Source organism: Priestia filamentosa (genome assembly GCF_900177535.1).
GTDB lineage: Bacteria > Bacillota > Bacilli > Bacillales > Bacillaceae_H > Bacillus_I > Bacillus_I filamentosa.
Map to the genome: position 1 here is coordinate 903,853 of NZ_FXAJ01000002.1, position 19,054 is coordinate 922,906.

The following is a 19,054-nucleotide window of genomic DNA, read 5'->3' on the forward strand; positions in this document are numbered from 1 at the left end:
TGTCCTTTTGTAGCATAAGGATAAACTTTTTTATGATAAACAAAAAATATCTTGAAAATTGGAGGTCATGATGAGAAATATTCCTGTGAACTTATTATGGTTTATGTGTTCCATTATATTAAACGCTTTAGGAAATAGCTTTATGATAACTTCTAACTTAGGAAGTTCCCCTTGGGCAGCCGCTGGGCAAAACCTTGCGTTCATATTGCCGCTTTCCACTGGTGCTTGCATTATTATTTTAAATTTCTTTTCGTTTATACTTAGTTATTTAATAAAAACAAAATTCACCCTTGTGATGATTATCAAAAGTATGGCTCTTACCTTTGTTTTTGGAATGTTCATTGATTTGTTTGTATACTTACATCACATTATGTATGTACCGGAGAATCTATGGATCCGTGGTTTATATTCATTAATAGGGCTCAACCTTATGGCAATCGCTGTATGCATTTATTTTCAATCAGGCTCAATATACTTACCATCTGACTATCTTTTAAAAGCATTTGGAAAGCGCATGAAAAATTATACAGTAGGAACAATGATTTGTACATCGATACCATTATCTATTAGCATTGTGATTATTCTTTTTCAACACCATATAACTGGTTTAGGTATAAGCACCTTCTTATTTATGTTCGGAATTGGATTTTTAATTGATCTTTATAATCGCTGGATTGTGATTGATAAAGTTCCCCAACAAAATATGTACTCAGCATAAAAGGTATACAGACCAATTAGATCACGTAATAACTATCAAGATAGTACAAAATCATTCCCTTAATAATATCACTATAAGTATATCTTTTAAGGAAATAAAGGAGCCTACACGCATTGAGAAACAATACGTTTGGGCTTTTTTCCTTTAAATATACTTTTACGAACCTCGCACCTTCTCTATAGGTTCTCTCTATGTCCTTATAAAGTTTACTATAGAGATATATCGCGTAAAATAAAGTGCACGAATTAGCCTTTAAACCTTTTTTCTCATTATAATTTTATCATAAACAACTATCCCCAAATATCAAATGGAGGAGAGATTAGCTGAGAAATATAAGAGAGACTTTTATGTTGATCTATTGCTATTATTCCATGGATTATGAGAAGAATATGATTAATATATATTTGTTGAAAATAAATAAAACTTAACTATTAAATACTTGAATGTGAGGATGAAATCATGCAGATTCGTGAAATGAAAGAAAAGGATAATCAAAGAATGGAGCAAATTATTAAACGCTCTTTGGAATCATTTGACTTGAACATCCCAGGAACAGCCTATTTTGATCCCGAGCTGAGCAGTTTATCACAATATTACCAGCAACAACCAAATGCGAAATATTGGGTTGTAGTGAATGATCAAGATGAAGTGATAGGCGGTGTCGGAATTGCACCATTTGGACAAAAAAAAGAGGTCTGCGAGCTGCAAAAGCTCTATATTTCACCCGAAGCTCAAGGGAAAGGTCTGTCGAAAGAATTGATGAAAGTAGCAATCGACTTCGCAAAGGAACACTATACATGCTGTTACCTAGAGACATTTAAGGAACTCCAAGCAGCTAATTTCCTTTATATTAAATTTGATTTCCGACAACTCGAAAAACCACTAGAGGAATCAGAACATAATGCCTGCGACGCTTGGTATATAAAAAAATTATCATAAAGCTCCTGAGTATGATACTAATGAGCTATAAAAGTTCAGGGATTCTATATATGTAGGGCAATCTAAGAAGCTTGACAAACTATTAACGTATTTCCCTATAATCATATATTCAAAAAACCTTTGCTAAGGCTGAGCAAAGGTTTTTTTCCACAAGAAATTTACCCTTAATTAGTTACCATAAAAACTATTCTCGATAGTTATTCTAATTAAGTAATCATTACTTCATATATTTTCTATTACTCTAGCAACACGATAACTGTTAAGTTTTAATGTTTTAGCTCCACAGCGATTAATAATTTCATCGTTAGTAGTTTGGACTTCATCACGCCCTGAAGCTTGAAATGAATTAGACCAAGCTTCTTCCGATAGCCACTGGGCATAGTTAATAACTCGCTTACCGTCTTCACTAGCATGAAAACTTGATGAAATAAACCCATCGTAATCCTTAAAATATGTTTCAATTTGATTTGTAAGACCATTAATTAAGTCTTGCTGATATTTTGGATTAACTTCCCATTCAATAATTACCGTAAACAACTGATTTTCTTCAATTTTTGGCATATGAACTCTCCTTTATTAATCCCGATATTTATAGTGTATTCCAGTAAAGTTATTCTAGCGTCAACAGTATGAATCCTTCTATAACTTTAGTACAGTTAAAAATGTGTACAATTATATACTAAGCAATTAATTAGCTAGTACAGAAGATAGAAGTGCGGGGATTAATAAAAGGAACTCAACATGAATACAAGATTTATAAAACATAATCTTCCCGATACAATCTTTTCAATCAATAAATACCTTAGTTCCTACAACCTTGATTATGAGACATAAAACCTCTTAGGAGAACTTTTTAAACTATATATGTATATGAATCTATAAATTTGGACAAACTACTCATGTATTCCCCTATTCGTATAAATAAGAGAACCCTTTGCTAACGATAAGCAAAGAATTCTCTTATTAAAAGTAATTCCCGATAAATTAGTTAACATAAACCATCTTTTTCATATAACTACTTTGTTACGTTTACCCTGTTTTTTACGGACACTCTCACAGTTAAAAAAGATCTCACTTAAACCGTAGATGAAGCAAGATAAGGACTATTAAAATAAATAACCTCGGTAAGAATCTTATTTCCTTCGATGTCTTCAAAAGCTTCTCTTGCTTCCTTCTCTGTGTTAAATTCAAACATTTTCGTGTTCTTCCTTGAATGAACCGTAATCACCCACATGAACTATTCCTCCCCCATTTAAAATGGTCCCTTGTACATGTCCTCACTCATATACAAGGAACACTCAAAGACATTATGAACAATATCATACAAAATGAAAACCCTTTCTACAAAAAATATCAAAATATTACAAAAAAATAATCGCATCATAGGAAATGAAGAAGCTTCAATGTTTATTTACAATAAAATAGATTCTCGTACCAAAGAAGGAATTAAATAAAAAGTATTATTCACCTTCAAAAGAAAACTTGTAGAATATAAATAGTTACCTAAAAAGAATACCAAGCACCCTACGTAAACGTGAGGCTTGGTATTTTATAATATTCCTGTAAAGTCTATCTCCTCTGTTACTTGTAGAGTAGCGTAGATAACAAAGTTCATTAAGATTACCTCTAATGTTACTATGATTATTTCTAAATCAAAGCACTTGTTAGATTAAAAGTTTTAAACTTCAAAATCTTTAATTTTAGCATCTGGTCTTAACACTTTTTCTGAATCAAACTCTACTAATGGTTCCCCCTTTTTGACTCTATTGACCCAATCATGGTTAGCAAGAGCCCCTTTACCTAAAGTAATCAAATCGGCTTCACCTTTTTCAACAATTTCTCTCGCCTTAACAGGATCCTCTAAGTGCCCGTTAGCTATCACAGAAATTCCCCCATACTTTTTTGCAAGAGCCGCAAGCGATGCCCCGCCGTTGTCCAAGGCTGAATTAGCTGCAATTGTGGATTTATCCATTGGAAATGCAGGTTGCCATGCTTCATACTCCGTAACATGAATAAAGTCAAGACCTGCACGCCCTAACTGACCAAAGATAATCTCCGCATCTTTTTCTTTTCCTTCCCACTTGTGGTTATAATCATTCACCTTTCCTTGTGAAATCCGAATACCAATAGTAAAATCTTGGCCAACAGCCTCTCGAACTGCCTTGGAAACTTCAACTAATAATCGGACTCGGTTTTCAGTAGAACCACCGTATTCATCTGTACGTTTATTGGTATAATCAGTAAGAAACTGATCAAGTATGTAACCATTGGCCCCGTGAATTTCAACTCCATCAAACCCAGCAGCTTTTGCACGTTTAGCCGTATTAACAAACCCGTTTATCACTTCTGTGATTTCTTCTTTTGTTGCTTCTCTTGGGGTTGGGTACAGGCCTTTTCCTATATAGGCTTCCATTTGTTTTCCTTTTGGCTGAACGGCAGAAGGACCGATTGTTTCTTGAACAAAACGATTTCCTTGTGAAAGGGCTCCCGCATGCATTATTTGTGCAAACATTTTAGCACCTGCTTGATGGACAGAATCTACCACTTTCTTCCATGCTTGTGTTTGTTCCCCATCAAGGAGCCCTGGCTTATTAAAATACCCTTGACTATACTTGTCATCAGTATACATTCCTTCTGTAATAATTAGTCCAAATCCTCCACGGGCAAATGATGTGTAATAGGATACCATCTGCTCGGTTGCCACTCCTTCAAAACTTGCGCTTATACGCGCCATTGGGGCAACCCCTATCCGGTTATCTAATGTTATATTGCCTAATGTAACAGTTTCAAATAACGATTTTGTATTAGTCACAGTGAAGACTCCTTTCTTTTTCAAACAAAAAAACCTGTATAAAAACTTCATTTATACAGGTTTAGGTTACTCTAAAATAAAATTTCAGATGGACCTTATTGAAATGATGCAGCCCTTATTTCAATAAGATGTTTAATTTGGCTGAACAAAAACTTCTCACATATTATTTGTTATCAGCAACTTGTGTTGAGATTTGCCAAGTTACACCAAATTTGTCTGTTACTTGTCCATATGATGGACTCCAAAAAGTTTCTTGAAGTGGCATGTTTACCTGACCACCTTCTTTTAATTTTCCGAACACTTCTTCTGATTTCTCTACATTGTCTATTGTAATGGATACTGTCACTTGTGATCCAATTTGGTATGGGTGACCTGGGAATGTATCAGAAAGCATTAAATCATTATTGCCGATTTTTAAATGCGCATTCAATACACGGTCTTTTGCTTCAGCAGGAACAGAGAAGTCGGGTTTTTCAGGCATGTCTCCGAAAGTTTGAACTCCAATAACTTTTGCACCCAGTGCATTCTCATAAAATTTAACAGCTTCTTGTCCATTTCCGTTCATAACTAAATAAGGAAAAATTCCTAAAATCATGAAAAACACCTCTTTTAAAGTTTTGTTTAACAAACTAAAAGCTATAACTAATCACAAAGAGAACTTACGTTCCCCATTATACTAACATGCAATATATACCTATACAACAACTTTATTAAACTATCCTGCTGCATGATTGATTTTCAGATACTTATAGATAAAAAAAGAAGACCATCTAAATTAAATGTTCTTCTTTTTTTATAAAATTAATCTATATTACCTTAAAACTGGGACTTATAGGAATGAATAAAGAAAAAGAATCCTTACTTATCAAGAACTCTTTGCAAGGTAGTTAAATTATTCTTCCCTTTCTTCACAAGATTTTAAGTTACCTCTTAATATAGCTGGTCCCAGCTTTTGAGTTTTAGAATTAGAAAGCCGTACTTCTACATTAACATTTCGCATTTCTGCTGTAATTAAATCAAATCTTCCAGCCCAAGTAGGACTGTCTTCTTCAGCCGTGGGATAAAGTTTAAAACGCCAACTAATTTCATTAGGTATTGAAGAAAAACCTTCATAGCCATCATAATTACCAAAAGAAGATGGATTAGGAAGGTGCACAGCTAAGATACTTATATTAGTTCGAGCAAAACTCGGTGGATTCAATTGAACTTTGTAAATTAATCCTACTCCTTTAGCGTTTTTAAAATTTTTATCTACAGGTTCTAGAATTAAACTACAAGGCATTTTACTGGCATTTGTTTCAGTTGGATAAGCAATTACAATAATGGATAAGAAGATAACTAAAATAAATTTTTTCATCACATGTCCTCACAGTTTTTAGTTACTATCCCCCTTTGATTGCTAAATTATTATAGCCGTTTGAAATTAACCCATAATTTATATTTAATACATATATAGTTATCCTAATGTTGATTCTCTACAGCTTTTATAGACGAATTTTAATCATTCACCTGTTGAAAGTGACAAAGTATAGAAAGTAAAAAATAATTCTTAAGAAAAGGAGCCGGGTAGAAATGACAACTTCAGAAAAAAAATTAAAGATTTGCAGCAAAGGACATAAATATTATAAAAGTAGCGACTGCCCAACTTGTCCGACTTGTGAGCAAGAACGTAAACCTGCCGATGGATTTCTTTCAAAACTCTCATCCCCAGCAAGAAGAGCATTAGAAAACAACGGGATAACTACTTTATAAAAGCTATCAACATTTAGTGAAAAAGAGATTTTGCAATTCCACGGGATAGGACCAGCTTCTTTACCTAAACTTAAGGTCGCTTTAAAAGAAGAAGGATTATCCTTTAGAAAATTAACTAACGAGAAGTAGTATAGTTACAGAATTATATTTTAAGCTAAGTTCATTAATACATGAAAAATCTCTACTTCTTGATCACAAGTAGGGATTTCTTATGTGTAAATTTATTAAAGTATTCCAAAGAACCATAAATACTATATTCACGTAAAGTTCACAGAATCAATATTATCGCCAGAAAAAACTTACTCCATCTTGAAGTAAAGCTCCCTTTCGTTTATATAAATTATTCTAAAAATATAAAAAAGCTTACTCAAAGAGTAAGCTTAAGTTCCCCTATAAACGCTATCACATGTTCCAGGTTTTGGTTCATAATAACAATGATTTTTAAATTGACCAGCAAAAGGTTGACCGTACCATGTTGGAGGGCATGGAGCATAGGGGTTAAAATACCAAAGAGCATATTTCCCTGGGTGTTCCCTCCAATAATCCAAGTTCTTTTTTGCTAATCTTTTTTCAACAGGTCTCGCTCTTTGATAAAATTCGTTACCTTTTTGAACTGCTTCAAAAGAATAATTTCCTCCTTGGACTTGGAAAATGACTTGTCGAACTGTTCTTAAGTCTTTAAAGTCTAAACAATTTGCTTTAAGACGATTAACAATTACATTTCCGACATATAACATTCCTTGTTTTCCTTCACCTACAGCTTCTGCTCTCATCATCCTTGCCATTAAATTAACGTCTGCATCTCGGTAACTTACTCTTGGCATTTTCTCACCTCAAAATATAGTATGAAAAAAAGCCTATATTGATGTTAGCGTTTATAAAATAAGTGTCTAACCAAATCATTGCCACACTAAAGAGAAAAATCAGTTCACATAAAACGGACTAGAAGAATTCAATACGAAAAGGGAAACCAATACACTTCTTTAAACATTCTAAAAGCCCTATTTAGAAGCTCATGGATTAAGAAAACTTCTTACAGCGCCTAAAAAGGCTGGCAAATTACCTGTATGCACATCATGCCCAACATCCTCTATCGTCACCAATTGGCAATTTGGAACAATCTCTGATACTTCCCTCAATTTATCTTGAGGAATATGACTTGATCCCCCTCCTATGATAAGGGTAGGTGCTACGATATCTGTAAGGTTTGCCCACCATTGAGGATTAGGGTTATTTAATTGTCTTAGAATTGAAGGCACAACCTTCCAATCAAATGGTAGAGGACCAGGAGGTTTAGAAGGAACTTCGAACTGCTTTCCCGAAAAAGGAGGAGGTGTATCTTCAACAATCAACCGTTCTATCCTTGAGGGGAATGTTTCAGAAAAAAGATAAGATACCGTTCCTCCCATAGAGTGCCCTATTAACGTAAAACGTTCCAAATTCATAGCATTTACAAACTGAAGCAAGTCATCACACATTAATTCGAACGTATAAGTGTCAGTTCTAGCACTCCCACCGTGACCTCGTTGATTTAAAGCGAGAACCCGATATTTTTCTCCTAATACAGCTGCTACTTCGTCCCAGGATTCTGCATTCATTCCCAAAGCATGAAGTGCAACAATTGTCGGTGCTGAGGCTTCCCCAGTTTCGCGATATTGAAAAGTTAAACCGTTTAATTCTATTTGATTCATCCGTATTTCCAAATCAAATCATCTCCTCGTTTAGATTTTATTCATTAAAATCTAAATTATTTAAGGTTCATATATATATTAGTCAAGGAGTGAAAATCCCCTTTGTATATCCCACATCCTTCCTTGGATTTGTTGCAGGATACACCATGACACCTATATATTTTATAGATGAGGGAAGTCCTTCTTCTGCCAGAACGTCACTATAGATCTAACCTCAATATTTACTACTCTTGGTGGTTCTCTTAAAGCTGCTGTAATTTCATCACTAGAATACTACTAAACCTAACCTGATCGTATGATCTACGACTTTATGTTGTGTCAAAAAAAAACAACCATCTGGAATGGTTGCTCACATAACATATATTAAAAACTAAGCAATATCTTTTACCTCTTTTGGTTTGTTAAGCGCTAGCTTTTCTTTAAGGGGAGGAATAATCATACCATCTACACCATATCTTCCTGCATTCATAGCAGACACAAGAATAAACAGGGATAATAAAACAAGTTGTGGATTTATGCTTATAGCACCGCTAAACATATAAGAAAAGTTCATTGTGATTCCAAAAAACACGGCTGTTTTTGTAAAACAACCTACTAAGAGACCTAGACCTACTAATAGCTCTCCCCAAGGTACTAGGAAGTTAAATAATTCTATATTAGGAACAGCGATATTTTGTAGAAATACACCCCACCATTCTTGAACAGCCGGCTGTTCTCCTGTTGTTTTTGCCAAAGCCCCCTGTATAAACCCTGAAGTATCAAATGATCCACCTGTGATTTTTCCTAAGCCCGCCATGAACCACGTATATCCGAGATATACACGTAACACAGCTAAAAGTATGGAAACTCTTTTATCCCGTCTTAAAACATCAATAATCATGCTTATCCTCCTAATCAAAATAAGAATTATTAGAAATATAATAGCATAATTGATAATGATTTTTATTATCAATTATGTAACAAATATGTAAAGAATTTAGATTACACGCAAAACTAATTTACATAAACTTGATTCTAAGTAATAAAATCAACAAAATTAATGACCATTTATATGTAATAAATATCTTTGAGAATAATATTTTTGTTTAAGAACTAGGAAAGAAAAAACGTAGATAATAAGAATGAGTCTATATTTGGTATTGGACTTCTCACCCTATTATGAACAACCATTTATACAGCAATACTTTCATCACAGGTAGTGGCTACTAAATATAGAAAAACATAAAAACTAGTTTTGCTGGGAGCTAATTATCATATTTTTTCCTTAAAGGAAGTTTAATATTCTATTCACAAGATTACAGAGCTTTTTTCCGGCTAAAACTTTTAATATTTAAACAAACTACTCAACAAACCTTAGGATGAGTCTAAAGAAAAAGCTATTGTTGAAATCAATAGCTTTTTCTTCTTTAAATTTATATACTCTCTGAAAATCTATTAAAGGAATAACACTCTAAGAAATTAACTTTACCCCTACAGCTGCTCCCAAAATCATTACAATAAAGAGAAGTCTTTTCCAATCTTTTGATTCTCCGTAAAAAATCATCGATAATAAAGCTCCTCCTGAAGCTCCAATACCGGTCCAAACTGCATAAGCAGTGCCCATAGGTAGTGTCTTCATTGCATAGGCAAGGAAGATGAAACTTGCACCAAATCCAATAATTAAAAGAACAAGCGCTCGCCATGTGCGTTCTTTATTGACTTTATTGATCATTATGACGCCGAACATTTCACATATCCCGGCCAATACTAGGGAAATCCATGCCATTATGCCTTCCTCCCTTCTTTAGACTTATCTTTGGTAACGAGCTTTAATCCAACTACACCTATTAATAACAAGAGAATTAAGAAAATTTTAGATACTTTAAATGCTTCTCCGAAGAAGAAAACTTCAAATAACACAGTACCCGTTGTACCCAGCCCTACAAAAACAGCGTAAACAGTCCCTACCGGAAGCTTTCGTCCTGCTGTTATCATCAAATAAAAACTGATGAAAATAGCGATTGCTGTTCCAGACCATGTCCAGAAATCAAAAGCATGTTTTAGTCCAACAACCCACCCTACTTCAAATATTGCTGCTACAATGACTTTAATCCAATTTTTATCCATGTCAATAAACCTCCCTTTTTAATAAAATAAAAAAGCCTGAGAGACAACTGATACACAGTTTCTCCCAGGCTTTTATCCTTCCGTGGCATAGTTTAATCAACTATGAGTTTTCTCTCGGACCAGGCTAACGTATTCGTTACGGAACCCTAGAAAACATGTTTCTTATCTAATTATCTTATAGTATACACACATTAAAAAATTATTCAAGGATATCGTATTTTTCTAGTTCATACGCTATATATCAATGGGCGGAATATATATGTTTACCAAGTATTGTTTCTATATTCACCTAAGAAACAAAGAATATGAATCTATGTTAAAGATAGCTAGTTAATCTAACTCGAATTATTGATACTGTACTGGAACTGGAAAAGGACCTTCAAATGAAGATCCTTTTATACTAGTTGTTGTAATAAACAAATATGAGTTAACGAATATTAGCCTTGCGAAAACCATCGAATACACTAATTGCCGCTGAAATTATAAAGAAGAAAATCCCGCCGCTAATTATCCATGTTTTAAATTCATTACCCGTAATAGTAAATAAATCCGTCATATAAGCAATAAAACCTTGGTTGAGTAAATTTGAATTTACTACTATGACAATAAACACAACGGTACCAATTAGCTGAAGGATAGTATTGGAAATTGCTATTCTTTTCGTCCACTGTCCTTTTATTAATTTATAGAGGGATAATGCTATTTCGAACACAATGACAATAACGACGACTGGCCAATACTCCATTAATACTTCTTGATTTAAGGCTGATGTCACAAATTCAAGTCCGTTTCCACTGTCTCTATATACACCTACAAGATGATTCGCATAAAAATAAAGGGTTGCCCAGATCGCAGTCCACATTAAACTTCCAAATACTTCGAACTTTGAAATAGCCTTTTTCTTAGGAACATAAGCGATGTTTTTCAAATCATCAGGAGTCCATTTTTGTAAGCTTGCTGTTAATGGCTGCTCATCTTTTCTTTTATCCGTTCGTTCCAAAATGGCAAAAACGATTGTTAGCCAAAAGAACACTTGGATACCAACTTCAATAATTTTCCACACGCCGAAACCAATGATATCTAAGACTACATTTATTAAGGCTTCCTCACCCTGATACCCTACAAAGTATTGGGCAATCATTGAGATCAATGAAATGACAGCAGCAATCGGTAAAATCATTTTTAGTAATGTGACATATATATCAAAATAGCGGGGGCCAATTAAGTGCATTGGACGATCTCCATAACCACTAGCTAATGTGGCTGGGTTCCCCAATTTTTCAAGAGCTACCTTTATATCTTTTTCACTGTAATCATCAGGTAACATATCCTCAATAGTCGATTGTAACTCAAGTGCAATATCTTCCCGATTTTTTTCAGGCAGCCTCCGAGTCACTTCATGAATATAAATTTCAATTAAATTCATCCTCTTCATCCCCTTTTAATAAGTCACAAAGCCCTTTAGAATGATTGATCCATTCCTTCTTCAAGTGTAAAAAAACCTCTAAGCCATATTCACTTAAAACATAATACTTACGGGGTCTACTCTCAGATTTATCCCAGTTACTTGTCACCAATTCTTGTTTCTCTAAACGGCGAAGCAACGGATATAAAGTACTTTGATCAATAACAATTCCTGATTTCTCGAGTAATTGAACAAGTGAATATCCATACTGAGGTGTTCGTAATTGACTTAAAACAGCTAAGGTTAATGTCCCTCTCCTAAGCTCTGTCATTAATGAATTTAATAAAGTGTTCATTTATCCACCTCATTTCCACTAATACTATATGTCATACAGTATATGATTTATACTATGTATCATACAGTATAATTGTTACAAAGTCATTAATTCATAGTTCATATAAAATATCTTATAGAAAATAAGGTGAAAATTTTTTGGAAAGGAAATAGTCTTCCGCTAGAGAATGGAATATAGGAGCAACTTTCATTTCTCTAATACAAAAAAAGGTGGGAAATCCTGAATGAATGAACAAATACTAAAAGTGGACAAAGTGGAGATTTGTACTGAAAGCTTTGGAAACCCTGAAAACCCTGCTGTACTTTTAATTATGGGAGCAATGTCCTCGTTAGACTGGTGGGATGAAGACTTTTGTATCAGCCTCGCTGAACAAGGGAGATTTGTAATCCGTTACGATCATCGTGATCTAGGTCGATCTACAACTTATACGCCTGGTACTTCAAACTATACAATAACAGACCTTGCTGATGATGCAATTGGAGTTCTAGATGCTTATTCTATAGAACAGGTCCACATTGTGGGAATGTCTCTTGGAGGAATGATAGGCCAGATTCTTGCTCTCAGATATCCAGAACGCATATGCTCCCTTACTTTAATTGCATCAAGTGTATTTGGAACTGAGATGGAAAAGTTGCCTCCTATGGATCAGTGTATACTCGATTACCATTCAAAGAGTTCCTCCATAGACTGGTCAAATCGTGAGGAAGTAGTTCACTATCTTGCAGGTGGATGGAAAACTTTAAGTGGAGCAAAACTTTATGAGCAGGAAAGAGTATATAAACTAGCAGAAAGAGAAGCCGATCGTGCAAAACAGCTACCGAGTAGATTTAACCATGCTTTGCTTCAAGGTGGAGACCAATACTATGATAGATCGAATGAAATTAGTATACCGGCGCTTATCATTCATGGAACAGAAGATCCAGCACTACCTTACGAACATGGGCTTGCTCTTGCAAAAGCCATTCCCCATGCTAAATTAATAACTCTTGATGGTACAGGACATGAAATTCATAGTGAAGATTGGGAACAAATGATCAAATCAATTGTAGAGATTAGCTCGTAATAAAAATAACTAGTTCATGTTTTAGAATTCAAAAGAGTTGAACAATTTATGAGAAGTAACTGTTTTCAGAAAGTAGGCTTAAACCTGCTTTTTCACCTTATAGAAAGGTAGTATGATACTTTTTAAGCGTTATACTGAAAGTAGATTACTTCTCTAATAATTAGGGGAGGTTTATGCAGATGGAGGTAACATTTACAGTAGACAAATGGGATGAAAAGCCAATTGATAACACTAGACAAGAATACCCTATTAATATTGCTCATGTTGAATATAATATTGATGGTGAATTAAAAGGAAAAGCTTTTGTTGAATATTTACTATATTATTTAGACTCCAATGTAGATGATGGTCACTTGGCCACGTCCAAAATCTCTGGCTTTTTGCATTTTGAGGGAGCTTACAAGGGGAAACGAGGAACATTTACAGCTATAGAGCAAGGAATATTTGATAAAGGTAATTTAGATTCTCCAGCAACAATTATCAAAGCTACTGGTGACTTAGAAGGTCTAAAAGGGTCCTATAATTATAGATTTGCAGGTCAAACTAGTAAAATGATTCTAGACTTTGAGTTCTAGCAAAACAGCCTATAGTTTAGTAAAAGGAACCTTTCTTATAATATTAAGAATATCTTTTTCATCGAAAGAGCCATTCAACTTTCCTATTATGTTAATTGCACACAATCGTAGATAATCAATGAATATTTTATACGAATCTAGTTACTGTAATTTGGTAAGCACGAAATAAAAGAGCAAACCCATTAAGTAACAACAAGTTTGCTCCCTTTCTCTTAGGTATACTTTTATGGACTGGTGTCCAGTCTATATTTCTGTAAAAACTATTAAAAAAAGAGACCATGTTATGAAGTCTAGAAGTCCACCGAATAGATTGTTGTATGATAAAGACTAATTATAGACAAGCCATGATATTCTTTAGATAAATGAAGAGTGAGAGATTGTTAGCTGCATTAGATTTTATAATGCTATCCCCTATTTTAGTTGTGCCTCCTTCCTGCTGATTGTATAATCAATTTTTGTTCTGTTTTAATATCATTAGGGATTGAACAAGATTTCATAGTAACTGTATCTTTTGATTTTTTACACCCTAACGGTAATTACTGTTCTTTTGAAATATTATTATTTCTTTTTACTAAGAGAACGATGGCAATGACAAAAGCAATTACACTATATATCCAGGTAAACATAAAAGCTAATCCCAAACCGATATTGGCATCCACATAATGATTGTTCATATCATCTATGGCTAGATAGAGAAGTGGTGCGCCTCCAATAATCAGCAAGGGTATTAAGAGAATATTCTTTTTCGTCTTTCTAGTTGTTAAGAAAATGAGCAGGAAAGACGCCAAAAGAAAGAATTCTGAAGCTATTGTTAAAATTAACAGTTTGTTCATACTAAATTCTCTCCTTTTCAATAGTCTTATTTATAAAAACATATGTAATGACCCAAACTTATTTAAAAGACAGACAAATGAATGGTGCCCCTTTATAAGCATTAGACGATAAAATCATTAAATAGGTTTTTCTCTTTTTGAATATATTTTTCAAAAATGCAAATGACATTACAAAATGAGTTAACATAACACATTCCCTAGGAATTTAAAAACTAGTTTCTTTCATTAGCAGTCAATTATGACTTAGAGATTCCATATAATGTACATTATGAGCAGGAAAAGCCCTTGAATTCTCAGGAAATCCAGGGGCTTTGTCATATAACTACTTTGTTATGTTTACCCTTTTCTTTACCAAAAAAAGACCTCACTTAAACTGTAGATAAAGTAAGGGTTATTAAAACAGACAACCAAAGATACTTATATTAAGAGAAATAAAGAATCCTTAATATTTAGTTTATATAAAATTGACAGTAGTCTTTAAACAGTAAAAAAAACAAGCAGCACTTTTATCACACTGCTTGTTTTAGAGAAAATTACTAGTGAACCTTATAGTTTTACTTTCCGCGTCACACTCTTTCGTATATTCATTGTTCTATTTCTAAGTATTGCTTTTGAAACATACACATTCTTATTGCATTATGATAGCTACCGTCAACGAAAAACTCATCTTCTAACTCACCTTCAACTGAAAAACCAACCTTTTTGTAAATGTGAATAGCCTTAGCATTTTCTTTATCTACAATTAAATACAGTTTATGCATATTTAATACGGAGAAGGCATATTTCATAGCTAATTTAGTGGCAATCATCGCATAACCACGGCCTTGATGCTTAGGGTCGATGATAATTTGAAACTCTGATCTCCGATGAATATAATCAATTTCTACTAATTCAACTAACCCAAGCATTTCACCATCTTTTTCAAGTATAAAACGACGCTCTCCTTGATCATGAATATGCTTATCATATAAATCTTGTAACTCTACAAAAGCTTCATAAGGTTCCTCAAACCAATAAGACATGATGTTTGCATCATTATTAAGTTCATGTACAAATTTTAAATCTTCACGTTCCAAAGGACGTAATTTAAGATTCTTACTCATTTTTTATTTAGCCTCCATAAATTTGTGATAGCTACAGCTTTTTGAATTGCACCTTTCACTTCTGCTCTCCTTTTCCGGTTCTAACTTTATAAATTCATAGTTATGAAGTCACTCCAAGACCAATAACCCCTATTAAAATAAAAAGCAATGATAAATACTGAAAAATGTTCAATTTCTCTTTAAACCATAACATTCCAACTAGCGCGATCCCAATACTTCCAATACCTGTCCATACTGCATAAGCAACCCCAGCTGGGATAACTTGCATTGCCTTTGATAGACATAAAAAGGATAAAATAAAACCAATTGACATTGTAAGGATGGCCCACTTTTTTCTTTTTCCATTTATATATTTCATCGCAATCGTAGCAACAACCTCTTCAAGTCCAGCTAATAATAACAAACCCCAAACCATTACTTTTCACCTCTAGCTTCATATGTCTCTTTTCCTGTGAATACTTTCATTCCTATTATCCCAACTAATAAAATACCTAAAAAAACAAGTTGTTTAATTGAGAAAGAATCTCCTAAAATAATTCCTACAAGATATGTTCCAACTGTTCCCATCCCGACAAACACTGTATAGGCAGCTGCAATAGGAAGTGATTTATATGAATAAATCAAAAGTATAAAGCTTACTAGAATGAGGATAAAAGTCCCTCCCCATTGGAATCCTGTTTCAGCATGTTTCAATCCTGAGGCCCATACTACCTCTAAAAGTCCCGCAATAAATACAAATAACCAATTCATATCCTCTCAGCTCCTTATAATAATGAATGAACGTCATTCATTTTTTGAGTCATAAAAATTACTGGGTATCCCCAATAATTTTTATTCATTAAGTAATGATCTCTTAATAAAATTAAACAACTCTGCCTGATACTTTTCTAGAGATTGATCTTGTTCTTGGCCTATATAATATCTTTCAGCTGCATTTTCAATCAGATTGATAATCGTCTTGGAAGTCCACTTGACGTTTGTTGTACTTCTAATCTCATTTTGTTTAACGGCCTTCTCCATTACATTCCCAATCCAGCTGTAATAAGGTTCGTATACTAATTCCCATTTGTCTAAAGAATGATTGAAAGCAAGCCCAGAATAAACAAGCACAATGATATCCTTATGCTTTTCGGTAATCTTAAAAGTATCAACAATTAGGACTTTCAAAGTATCCCAGAAGCTCTCTCCTTCCTTTACCTCTTCTTGAACGCTTTTCAAAGTGAGAGTCAAAAGGTAATCTGCAATAGCAGGTATCAAGTCATGTTTTGATTTAAAGTATAAATAAAAAGTTCCTTGTGCAATTCCAGCTTGTTTAGCAATTTCTGATATAGATGCTTTATGAAGACCTTTCTCAGATATAACTTCTATAGAAGCTTGCAAAATTCTTTTATATTTATCATCTGATTTCTTTTGCATAAGGCATCTCCCTTCTTAAATGAATGACGTTCATTCATTCTAACACATTATTTATAGAATTTCTAGGTAATAATGATACAGAAAAATTTAGGGTTATTACCTAGCATGAATGAAAATCATTTTCATTACTAATAATACAAATCATAAAAGGTAACCAGACTTCTGGTTACCTTTTAAAAAATTAATGCTGTGGTTTAAATGTTTTGCAGTCTGTTTCTTCACTATTTGATGCTTCTTCACCCTTATGACTTACTACATAAATGGCATCTGCCTGACACTTGTTTCCAGAACCCCAATACGTACAATTGCTGACTTCGCAAAGAACATCTTGAGCCATCGTTTACACCTCCTTTTTTGTTATTATTAACAGATATAATATAGTCAATACTATTTGTGTATCTTATACAAATCTAATTACCATAATGGGATTTATCAGAAGTATCCCTTTAGAAGTAATGATTATAAAAAGTTTCGGATTAAAAATGATCAATAAATTTTTTCTTATAATTGTGCTGGTTATTGAAGAACAAAACAATTATAGATATCTTACAATGTCGATCAGTAAAAATATTTTATTGGATAATTAATAACCATTTGAAGCACAATTTAATTATAGAAATGGAGGTAAAGTATTGTGAAAAATAAAAATCCCATAAGTGCTTCAGAACTCGGTACCCTTTGGCTTACATATCAAGAAAAAACCATGATTTTAAGAATATTAGAGTATTTCATTGAAAAAGCTGATGATCAACAAGCTAAAAATATAATGGGAGGCTTATGGCAAGAACTAAGTTACTATGTATCAAAGATAAAGAACATTTTTCAAGAGCAAGGTATAACTATACCTATTGGATTTACTGAAGCAGATGTTAATTTAGAAGCTCCTAAGTTATATGACAATGGATTTGATATTATGTTCGTGCGTATTTTAAAAGAAATTAGTATGGGCATGTACACACTTAATATGAATATGTCCTATCAAGATGAGGTTATGGAAATTTATGAAGGTTTGACTTCTACCACCCAAAAAATTTATAAATCATCTACTCTTTATTTACTCGAAAAAGAGATTCTTACCCGTCCACCTAAGGTAACAATGCCTAAGTCCTCTGAGTTTGTTGAAAGTAAAAATTATTTAAATGGATTTAATCCCTTTAATAAAAAAAGAGCTTTGAATGACATTGAACTAGGTTATCTTCATCATGGAATCGAGACAAATAATATTGGAATGCAGTTGATTACTGGATTCGCACAATGTGCAACAAATAAAGAAGTTAAACAATATTTTGTGAAAGGAAAAGAACTGGCTAAAAAACAGATAAAAGTATTTGAAGACATTCTTCTTCAAAATGATGTTCAGTTTTCTGCAACTTCTGGAAGTACTGTAACAACTTCTAAAGAGGCTCCATTTTCACAAAAACTTATGATGTTTTGCATTTACCTTCTAAATGGTTTTGGACTTGTAGGAAGTAGTTTTGGAACCATTTTCAGTCTGAGAAAAGATATATCGATGAAAACGATATTAATTGCAAAGGATATCTACTTCTATGCTGATGATGGAGTTAAAATTATGATTGAAAACGGTTGGTTAGAGGAACCACCACAAATGGAAGATCGAACAAAATTAATGAAGGATTAATCATAACAAAATTAGATTGCATATGAATTGAGCACTCTAGAAAAATAAAAAATAGAAGTGAAGAAAATGACCAAAAAGGGATTAGAAAGTATTTTTTGGAGCATAGCATTACCAGGTTTTCCTCAACTAATGAATAGGAAACTTGTAAAAGGAATTCTATTTATTGGATTAGAAATATTAATCAATGTTCAGTCTAATTTTAATACAGTTATCATATTAAGCTTTCAAGGAGAAATTGAAAAGGCAATTGAGCAAACCAATTACCAATGGTTAATGTTTTACCCCTGCCTTTATTTTTTTGCGATGTGGGATGCTTATAGAGATGTTGAGGATGAGCATTCCCCTTTCATGTTTATTCCATTTGTATTCTCCGCCTATGTTGTTACAGTTGGAGTCATTTACTCCTCTACGTTTACGATAAAGAATATATTATTAGGACCAATATGGCTATCCTTTCTTTGTCTACCAATTGGCTTACTAGTTGGAATGACTATAAAGAAAATAATTCTTTGGAAAATAGAACACTCCAGCTCATAAAAAACTCTTTTTCACCAAAAAGAACAGACAGTAAAAATTCTGTCTGTTTCTCAAAATCTAGCATGTGTATTAAAAATAAAAGATGAACTTCTTCTTTGTATGATAGTCTA

24 protein-coding genes, 1 pseudogene and 1 riboswitch are annotated in these 19,054 nt (G+C 33.3%); of the genes and pseudogenes, 7 read left to right on the top strand and 18 right to left on the bottom strand.

Annotated features, from left to right (window positions below; all coding sequences use genetic code 11):
• The first annotated feature begins 103 nt into the window (after positions 1 to 103).
• Together B9N79_RS11650 and B9N79_RS11655 are read left to right on the top strand one after the other, a co-directional pair.
• Positions 104 to 718 carry a DUF6198 family protein gene (locus B9N79_RS11650; RefSeq protein WP_472924692.1) on the top strand — a complete coding sequence of 205 codons (615 nt, stop codon included), beginning with the start codon at positions 104 to 106 and terminating at the stop codon, positions 716 to 718.
• Between the two features lie 459 nt (positions 719 to 1,177).
• Entirely contained in the window at positions 1,178 to 1,657 is a 480-nt protein-coding gene (locus B9N79_RS11655) for a GNAT family N-acetyltransferase (protein WP_040057443.1), read from the top strand.
• A gap of 222 nt (positions 1,658 to 1,879) precedes the next feature.
• Here B9N79_RS11655 and B9N79_RS11660 read toward each other — a convergent pair whose 3' ends face one another.
• From B9N79_RS11660 to B9N79_RS11675, 5 genes are all read right to left on the bottom strand, one after another.
• Complete coding sequence (locus tag B9N79_RS11660; RefSeq protein WP_040057442.1) at positions 1,880 to 2,218, bottom strand: antibiotic biosynthesis monooxygenase family protein; 339 nt, start codon at positions 2,216 to 2,218, stop codon at positions 1,880 to 1,882.
• A 514-nt stretch (positions 2,219 to 2,732) separates the two neighbouring features.
• Entirely contained in the window at positions 2,733 to 2,891 is a 159-nt protein-coding gene (locus B9N79_RS26125; protein WP_019394109.1) for a hypothetical protein, read from the bottom strand.
• 444 nt (positions 2,892 to 3,335) lie between these two features.
• A complete protein-coding gene (locus B9N79_RS11665; RefSeq protein WP_040057441.1) occupies positions 3,336 to 4,469 on the bottom strand; it encodes an NADH:flavin oxidoreductase in 1,134 nt (377 codons plus the stop codon).
• 163 nt (positions 4,470 to 4,632) lie between these two features.
• Positions 4,633 to 5,064 carry a VOC family protein gene (locus tag B9N79_RS11670; protein ID WP_040057440.1) on the bottom strand — a complete coding sequence of 144 codons (432 nt, stop codon included), beginning with the start codon at positions 5,062 to 5,064 and terminating at the stop codon, positions 4,633 to 4,635.
• A 297-nt stretch (positions 5,065 to 5,361) separates the two neighbouring features.
• On the bottom strand, positions 5,362 to 5,826 hold the full coding sequence (locus B9N79_RS11675) for a YoqH family protein (RefSeq protein WP_040057439.1): 465 nt from the start codon (positions 5,824 to 5,826) through the stop codon (positions 5,362 to 5,364).
• 215 nt (positions 5,827 to 6,041) lie between these two features.
• On the opposite strand from B9N79_RS11675, the pseudogene B9N79_RS11680 reads away from it, so the two are divergent.
• Positions 6,042 to 6,350 (top strand): annotated as a pseudogene (locus tag B9N79_RS11680) (RNA polymerase alpha subunit C-terminal domain-containing protein).
• A gap of 251 nt (positions 6,351 to 6,601) precedes the next feature.
• Here B9N79_RS11680 and B9N79_RS11685 read toward each other — a convergent pair.
• The 7 genes from B9N79_RS11685 to B9N79_RS11715 all read right to left on the bottom strand — a co-directional run bounded on the left by B9N79_RS11685 (position 6,602) and on the right by B9N79_RS11715 (position 11,778).
• Positions 6,602 to 7,045: a cell wall hydrolase gene (locus B9N79_RS11685; RefSeq protein ID WP_040057438.1), complete on the bottom strand. Its 444-nt coding sequence runs from the start codon at positions 7,043 to 7,045 to the stop codon at positions 6,602 to 6,604.
• Between the two features lie 189 nt (positions 7,046 to 7,234).
• The gene (locus tag B9N79_RS11690; RefSeq protein ID WP_040058347.1) at positions 7,235 to 7,912 is read right to left on the bottom strand and encodes an alpha/beta fold hydrolase; all 678 of its coding nucleotides are present in this window, start codon (positions 7,910 to 7,912) and stop codon (positions 7,235 to 7,237) included.
• A gap of 370 nt (positions 7,913 to 8,282) precedes the next feature.
• On the bottom strand, positions 8,283 to 8,792 hold the full coding sequence (locus B9N79_RS11695) for a DoxX family membrane protein (RefSeq protein ID WP_040057437.1): 510 nt from the start codon (positions 8,790 to 8,792) through the stop codon (positions 8,283 to 8,285).
• A 570-nt stretch (positions 8,793 to 9,362) separates the two neighbouring features.
• A complete protein-coding gene (locus B9N79_RS11700; RefSeq protein ID WP_046217415.1) occupies positions 9,363 to 9,677 on the bottom strand; it encodes a DMT family transporter in 315 nt (104 codons plus the stop codon).
• Entirely contained in the window at positions 9,677 to 10,018 is a 342-nt protein-coding gene (locus tag B9N79_RS11705; protein WP_040057435.1) for a DMT family transporter, read from the bottom strand. The genes B9N79_RS11700 and B9N79_RS11705 overlap by 1 nt, the downstream gene beginning before the upstream one ends.
• 59 nt (positions 10,019 to 10,077) lie before the next feature.
• Positions 10,078 to 10,179, bottom strand: a riboswitch (guanidine-I (ykkC/yxkD leader).
• A 266-nt stretch (positions 10,180 to 10,445) separates the two neighbouring features.
• Positions 10,446 to 11,444, bottom strand: a complete 999-nt coding sequence (locus B9N79_RS11710; protein ID WP_046217416.1) for an HAAS signaling domain-containing protein — start codon at positions 11,442 to 11,444, stop codon at positions 10,446 to 10,448.
• The gene (locus B9N79_RS11715; RefSeq protein WP_040057433.1) at positions 11,431 to 11,778 is read right to left on the bottom strand and encodes a PadR family transcriptional regulator; all 348 of its coding nucleotides are present in this window, start codon (positions 11,776 to 11,778) and stop codon (positions 11,431 to 11,433) included. The genes B9N79_RS11710 and B9N79_RS11715 overlap by 14 nt, the downstream gene beginning before the upstream one ends.
• A 223-nt stretch (positions 11,779 to 12,001) precedes the next feature.
• Between B9N79_RS11715 and mleCBF the strand changes: the two genes are divergently transcribed.
• Together mleCBF and B9N79_RS11725 are read left to right on the top strand one after the other, a co-directional pair.
• A complete protein-coding gene (mleCBF, locus tag B9N79_RS11720; RefSeq protein WP_040057432.1) occupies positions 12,002 to 12,841 on the top strand; it encodes a CBF family alpha/beta fold macrolide esterase in 840 nt (279 codons plus the stop codon).
• Between the two features lie 179 nt (positions 12,842 to 13,020).
• The gene (locus B9N79_RS11725) at positions 13,021 to 13,416 is read left to right on the top strand and encodes a DUF3224 domain-containing protein (protein ID WP_040057431.1); all 396 of its coding nucleotides are present in this window, start codon (positions 13,021 to 13,023) and stop codon (positions 13,414 to 13,416) included.
• Between the two features lie 536 nt (positions 13,417 to 13,952).
• Here B9N79_RS11725 and B9N79_RS11730 read toward each other — a convergent pair.
• The 6 genes from B9N79_RS11730 to B9N79_RS11755 all read right to left on the bottom strand — a co-directional run bounded on the left by B9N79_RS11730 (position 13,953) and on the right by B9N79_RS11755 (position 17,105).
• Positions 13,953 to 14,249: a hypothetical protein gene (locus B9N79_RS11730; RefSeq protein ID WP_019391058.1), complete on the bottom strand. Its 297-nt coding sequence runs from the start codon at positions 14,247 to 14,249 to the stop codon at positions 13,953 to 13,955.
• A 584-nt stretch (positions 14,250 to 14,833) separates the two neighbouring features.
• Positions 14,834 to 15,352 (bottom strand): spermidine N1-acetyltransferase, encoded by a 519-nt coding sequence (speG, locus tag B9N79_RS11735; RefSeq protein WP_046217417.1) that lies wholly within the window; start codon positions 15,350 to 15,352, stop codon positions 14,834 to 14,836.
• A gap of 100 nt (positions 15,353 to 15,452) precedes the next feature.
• Positions 15,453 to 15,767 (bottom strand): DMT family transporter, encoded by a 315-nt coding sequence (locus tag B9N79_RS11740; RefSeq protein WP_040057429.1) that lies wholly within the window; start codon positions 15,765 to 15,767, stop codon positions 15,453 to 15,455.
• Positions 15,767 to 16,102: a DMT family transporter gene (locus B9N79_RS11745; protein WP_019391055.1), complete on the bottom strand. Its 336-nt coding sequence runs from the start codon at positions 16,100 to 16,102 to the stop codon at positions 15,767 to 15,769. The genes B9N79_RS11740 and B9N79_RS11745 overlap by 1 nt, the downstream gene beginning before the upstream one ends.
• An 81-nt stretch (positions 16,103 to 16,183) precedes the next feature.
• On the bottom strand, positions 16,184 to 16,768 hold the full coding sequence (locus B9N79_RS11750; RefSeq protein WP_046217418.1) for a TetR/AcrR family transcriptional regulator: 585 nt from the start codon (positions 16,766 to 16,768) through the stop codon (positions 16,184 to 16,186).
• A gap of 181 nt (positions 16,769 to 16,949) precedes the next feature.
• Positions 16,950 to 17,105, bottom strand: coding sequence for a DUF1540 domain-containing protein (locus tag B9N79_RS11755; RefSeq protein WP_082023575.1), 156 nt, complete (start codon positions 17,103 to 17,105; stop codon positions 16,950 to 16,952).
• A gap of 297 nt (positions 17,106 to 17,402) precedes the next feature.
• Here B9N79_RS11755 and B9N79_RS11760 point away from each other — a divergent pair, with 297 nt between their 5' ends.
• Together B9N79_RS11760 and B9N79_RS11765 are read left to right on the top strand one after the other, a co-directional pair.
• A complete protein-coding gene (locus B9N79_RS11760; protein WP_046217419.1) occupies positions 17,403 to 18,407 on the top strand; it encodes a DUF3231 family protein in 1,005 nt (334 codons plus the stop codon).
• Positions 18,408 to 18,473: 66 nt separating this feature from the next.
• A complete protein-coding gene (locus tag B9N79_RS11765) occupies positions 18,474 to 18,944 on the top strand; it encodes a hypothetical protein (RefSeq protein WP_046217420.1) in 471 nt (156 codons plus the stop codon).
• The last annotated feature ends 110 nt before the right edge of the window (positions 18,945 to 19,054 follow it).

Coding starts and splice junctions, on each gene's coding strand:
- B9N79_RS11695 (WP_040057437.1), bottom strand. CDS start 8,792: ATGATTATTGATGTTTTAAGACGGGATAAAAGAGTTTCCATACTTTTA.
- B9N79_RS11670 (WP_040057440.1), bottom strand. CDS start 5,064: ATGATTTTAGGAATTTTTCCTTATTTAGTTATGAACGGAAATGGACAA.
- B9N79_RS11765 (WP_046217420.1), top strand. CDS start 18,474: ATGACCAAAAAGGGATTAGAAAGTATTTTTTGGAGCATAGCATTACCA.
- B9N79_RS11745 (WP_019391055.1), bottom strand. CDS start 16,102: ATGAATTGGTTATTTGTATTTATTGCGGGACTTTTAGAGGTAGTATGG.
- B9N79_RS11755 (WP_082023575.1), bottom strand. CDS start 17,105: ATGGCTCAAGATGTTCTTTGCGAAGTCAGCAATTGTACGTATTGGGGT.
- B9N79_RS11705 (WP_040057435.1), bottom strand. CDS start 10,018: ATGGATAAAAATTGGATTAAAGTCATTGTAGCAGCAATATTTGAAGTA.
- B9N79_RS11740 (WP_040057429.1), bottom strand. CDS start 15,767: ATGGTTTGGGGTTTGTTATTATTAGCTGGACTTGAAGAGGTTGTTGCT.
- B9N79_RS11660 (WP_040057442.1), bottom strand. CDS start 2,218: ATGCCAAAAATTGAAGAAAATCAGTTGTTTACGGTAATTATTGAATGG.
- B9N79_RS11690 (WP_040058347.1), bottom strand. CDS start 7,912: ATGAATCAAATAGAATTAAACGGTTTAACTTTTCAATATCGCGAAACT.
- B9N79_RS11655 (WP_040057443.1), top strand. CDS start 1,178: ATGCAGATTCGTGAAATGAAAGAAAAGGATAATCAAAGAATGGAGCAA.
- B9N79_RS11730 (WP_019391058.1), bottom strand. CDS start 14,249: ATGAACAAACTGTTAATTTTAACAATAGCTTCAGAATTCTTTCTTTTG.
- B9N79_RS11725 (WP_040057431.1), top strand. CDS start 13,021: ATGGAGGTAACATTTACAGTAGACAAATGGGATGAAAAGCCAATTGAT.
- B9N79_RS11650 (WP_472924692.1), top strand. CDS start 104: ATGTGTTCCATTATATTAAACGCTTTAGGAAATAGCTTTATGATAACT.
- B9N79_RS11685 (WP_040057438.1), bottom strand. CDS start 7,045: ATGCCAAGAGTAAGTTACCGAGATGCAGACGTTAATTTAATGGCAAGG.
- B9N79_RS11750 (WP_046217418.1), bottom strand. CDS start 16,768: ATGCAAAAGAAATCAGATGATAAATATAAAAGAATTTTGCAAGCTTCT.
- B9N79_RS11675 (WP_040057439.1), bottom strand. CDS start 5,826: ATGAAAAAATTTATTTTAGTTATCTTCTTATCCATTATTGTAATTGCT.
- speG (WP_046217417.1), bottom strand. CDS start 15,352: ATGAGTAAGAATCTTAAATTACGTCCTTTGGAACGTGAAGATTTAAAA.
- B9N79_RS26125 (WP_019394109.1), bottom strand. CDS start 2,891: ATGTGGGTGATTACGGTTCATTCAAGGAAGAACACGAAAATGTTTGAA.
- B9N79_RS11715 (WP_040057433.1), bottom strand. CDS start 11,778: ATGAACACTTTATTAAATTCATTAATGACAGAGCTTAGGAGAGGGACA.
- B9N79_RS11710 (WP_046217416.1), bottom strand. CDS start 11,444: ATGAATTTAATTGAAATTTATATTCATGAAGTGACTCGGAGGCTGCCT.
- B9N79_RS11700 (WP_046217415.1), bottom strand. CDS start 9,677: ATGGCATGGATTTCCCTAGTATTGGCCGGGATATGTGAAATGTTCGGC.
- mleCBF (WP_040057432.1), top strand. CDS start 12,002: ATGAATGAACAAATACTAAAAGTGGACAAAGTGGAGATTTGTACTGAA.